We start from the raw sequence: 3,132 nt of genomic DNA, 5'->3' as shown, positions 1-3,132 counted from the left end.
TCAAGTAAGCATAAAACTTAAAAATGACGTTGGCGCAAAAATAGGTGATACAGTAGAAGTCGGTTTTTCAGACAAAAGTCTTACTCTATCCAATCTGATAGTGTTTGGAATACCGCTTCTGTTATTGCTTATAGGCATGATTATAGCTATAGGTCTTAAATTGAACGAGCTGTTTGCAATCTTTATAGCAATAGGTTCGCTGGTTTTAGGGTTTGTTGTTGTTTTTATTATCGATAAGATCGTAGCTAAAAATAATGATTTTTCACCCAAGATTTTGAGAATTTTGGAAAGTGAAAACAAAGAAGGGGCGGTAGAATAAAATGATTGTGCTGAATAAAAACAATTTTGAACAAGAAGTTTTAAAATCCGATAAAACGGTTGTTGTAGATTTTTGGGCACCATGGTGCGGACCTTGCAAGGCTTTGGCGCCAATCTTTGAAGAAATTGAAAAAGAGCTTGACAGTCAAAAGGTGCTTTTGGCCAAGCTTAATGTTGATGAAGATATTGATACCGCAAGACAATACGGTGTTATGACTATTCCCACTCTGGTTGTTTTCAAAAACGGAAAAAATCAGGCAAGCCTTACAGGTTTGAAAGCAAAATCTGCGATTTTGGATTTTATCAATAAGAATATCTAAATTCATCAAAAGTGCTTTTGAAAAAAATTTAATATACATATTAGTGAGGTGTACCAATGATTGATTTTGCATCGCTCAAAGCGGCCGATATTGAAATGTATGAGGCCATGAAAAAAGAGCTTGAACGCCAAAGACATAATTTGGAGCTTATAGCAAGTGAAAACTTTGTTTCACCGGCGGTAATGGCGGCAGCAGGATCACATTTGACCAACAAATATGCCGAAGGTTATCCTAACAGCAGATATTATGGCGGATGTGAATATGTCGATATCGTAGAAACTCTTGCCATAGAGCGTGCAAAACAGCTTTTTGGTGCAAAATATGCCAATGTTCAACCGCACAGCGGAGCCAATGCTAACTTGGCGGCATTTTTAGCCTTGCTCAACATAGGCGATACAGTTCTTAGCATGAGCCTTGCTCATGGCGGACATCTGACACACGGCAGTCCTGTTAATTTCAGCGGTAAAAATTTTAATATAATATCTTACGGTCTTAATCCGCAGACCGAAATGCTTGATTATGACGAAATACAAAGACTTGCAAAAGAACACAAACCAAAATTGATTTTGGCAGGAGCAAGCGCATATCCTAGAGCAATTGATTTCAAGAGATTTAGAGAAATAGCCGATTCAGTAGGCGCATATCTGATGGTAGATATGGCTCATATAGCAGGTCTTGTTGCAGCAGGCGAACATATGAATCCCGTGCCTTATGCTCATATAGTTACCACAACTACTCATAAAACATTGAGAGGTCCTCGCGGCGGACTGATTTTGACTAATGATGAGGAGATCATCAAAAAGGTCAACAAAGCTATTTTCCCTGGTTCTCAGGGCGGACCTTTGATGCATATAATAGCCGCAAAAGCGGTTTCATTTAAAGAAGCTTTGACTCCTGAATTTAAAGAGTATCAAAAGCAAATTGTAAAGAACGCAAAAGTTCTTGCTGATACATTAATTGATAATGGATTAAAACTTGTTGCGGGCGGTACAGATAATCATCTTATGCTTATAGACTTATCCAAAAATAACCGTACCGGAAAAGAAGTTGAAAAATGGTTAGATAGAGCAAACATAACTGTAAACAAAAACGCAATACCCAATGATAAGCTTAGCCCTATGATCACAAGCGGCATTAGAGTGGGAACACCTAGTGTTACAACACGCGGTATGAAAGAAAACGAGATGAAATTAATAGGCGAGTTTTTGGCTAAAATTATTATTGAGGGCGAGAGTGCGATAGATTCAGTAAAAGAAAAAGTAATTAAGTTGTGCGACAACTTCCCTCTTTATCAAAACGACATTTTGGAATAAGATATAGATTTATTTTTTAGGATTTTTAGGTGAATTATGAAATTGTCTACTAAGGCAAGATACGGTTTGAAAGCGTGTTTCATTCTGGCATTGAGCAAAGATTATATGCTTGCACTGCCTGAGCTGTCTAACCGTACAAGAGTTTCACCAAAATATCTTGAAAAGCTGATGCGACTTTTGATAAAAGACGATATAGTCGAATCTGTAAGAGGACTATATGGCGGATACCGTCTGAAAAGATCGCCTGAAGAAATTTCAGTAGGACAGATTTTTAGGGCATTGGAAGACAATCTTGAAATTACAGCATGCGTATCCGATGAATGCAATGACGAATATTGTCCAAACCGCAATATCCTAAAAAAGCTGTATATCGGAATTAATAACTTACTAGATAGCCATAGTTTGCAAGATCTAATTAATGACTATAAATGCTGATTTGGGTTATTATATATTATGATGAAAGTATATTTGGATAACGCGGCTACAACGCCGTTGGATAGAGAAGTATTTGAAAGTATGTTGCCGTATTTTTGCGATAACTACGGCAATCCTGAAAGTCAGCATTTTTTTGGCAGACAAGCAGAATACGCTGTAATTCATGCTCGCGAACAAACAGCCAATGCCTTAGGCGCACAGGAGCATGAAATATATTTTACAAGCAGTGCTACCGAAGCCAACAACTGGGTTTTGAAAGGTATTGTTGACGCTTCTAAAAAAACAAAAAAAAGAATCATAACAAGTGCTATAGAACATTCTTCTATTATTAATTGCGTAGAAGATTTGGAAAGACATGGTGTTGAAGTCGTTAAGATTTTGCCAGATCAAGACGGAGTCATTACTCCCGAAAGCGTGGTAAATGAACTTAACGAAAATACCATTTTGGTTTCTATTATGCTTGCCAATAATGAAATAGGCACTATTCAGCCAATCAAAGAAATCTGCGCAACTGTAAAAAAATACAATCCAGAAATATTATTTCATACGGACGCTGTCCAAGCGATAGGAACTCTTAATGTCAAGGTCAATGCTTTGGGAGTGGACTTATTGACTTTGAGTGCGCATAAATTTTATGGACCTAAAGGTATCGGTGCTTTGTATATAAAAAAGGGAACTAAAATTGATAGGTTGATAGCTGGCGGAAATCAGGAAAGAGGACTAAGGGGCGGCACTTCCAATGTTCC

5 protein-coding genes are annotated in these 3,132 nt (G+C 37.5%); all 5 read left to right on the top strand.

Translation table 11 applies throughout. The features are described 5' to 3' along the window. Positions 1 to 319, top strand: a 319-nt coding sequence (locus VIL26_02985; GenBank protein ID HEY8389903.1) for a SoxR reducing system RseC family protein, incomplete at its 5' end; no start/stop codon positions are given. 1 nt (position 320) lies between these two features. Then, a complete protein-coding gene (trxA, locus tag VIL26_02980) occupies positions 321 to 638 on the top strand; it encodes a thioredoxin (protein HEY8389902.1) in 318 nt (105 codons plus the stop codon). Between the two features lie 56 nt (positions 639 to 694). After that, on the top strand, positions 695 to 1,951 hold the full coding sequence (gene glyA / locus VIL26_02975) for a serine hydroxymethyltransferase (protein ID HEY8389901.1): 1,257 nt from the start codon (positions 695 to 697) through the stop codon (positions 1,949 to 1,951). A 36-nt stretch (positions 1,952 to 1,987) separates the two neighbouring features. Next, positions 1,988 to 2,386, top strand: coding sequence for an Rrf2 family transcriptional regulator (locus tag VIL26_02970; GenBank protein ID HEY8389900.1), 399 nt, complete (start codon positions 1,988 to 1,990; stop codon positions 2,384 to 2,386). An 18-nt stretch (positions 2,387 to 2,404) separates the two neighbouring features. After that, positions 2,405 to 3,132 (top strand): cysteine desulfurase family protein (locus VIL26_02965; protein ID HEY8389899.1); only part of this gene is annotated, 728 nt, incomplete at its 3' end.

The organism is Clostridia bacterium (assembly GCA_036562685.1).
Taxonomy (GTDB): Bacteria; Bacillota; Clostridia; order Christensenellales; family DUVY01; genus DUVY01.
This window is presented reverse-complemented; position numbering and strand designations above follow the sequence as displayed.

Bases quoted from the DNA above. Each gene is read 5' to 3' on its own strand.
- trxA (HEY8389902.1), top strand. From the start codon at position 321: ATGATTGTGCTGAATAAAAACAATTTTGAACAAGAAGTTTTAAAATCC.
- glyA (HEY8389901.1), top strand. From the start codon at position 695: ATGATTGATTTTGCATCGCTCAAAGCGGCCGATATTGAAATGTATGAG.
- VIL26_02970 (HEY8389900.1), top strand. From the start codon at position 1,988: ATGAAATTGTCTACTAAGGCAAGATACGGTTTGAAAGCGTGTTTCATT.